This is a genomic window from Thioalkalivibrio sp. XN279 (assembly GCF_011089885.1).
In the GTDB taxonomy this organism is placed as follows: domain Bacteria; phylum Pseudomonadota; class Gammaproteobacteria; order Steroidobacterales; family XN24; genus XN24.
On sequence record NZ_JAANBD010000003.1, the window covers coordinates 1 to 221 of the forward strand.

At 64.3% G+C, this 221-nt stretch carries 1 protein-coding gene; it reads right to left on the reverse strand.

The genetic code is table 11. The features are described from left to right. Nucleotides 1-221, reverse strand: a 221-nt coding sequence (locus tag G8346_RS00265; RefSeq protein ID WP_240901205.1) for a methyl-accepting chemotaxis protein, incomplete at both ends; no start/stop codon positions are given.

The following is a 221-nucleotide window of genomic DNA, read 5'->3' on the forward strand; positions in this document are numbered from 1 at the left end:
ACGGCGGCGTTGAGGGCGAGGATGTTGGTCTGGAAGGCGATGCCGTCGATGACCTGGATGATGTCGGCGATCTTTCTGGAGGACTCGGTGATGGCGCCCATGGTGACGACGACCTCGCGGACCTTGTCGCCGCCCTTGGTGGCGACATCACTGGCGCCGTGGGCGAGCTGGTTGGCCTGCCTGGCGTTGTCGGCGTTCTGTTTTACGGTGGAGGTGAGCTC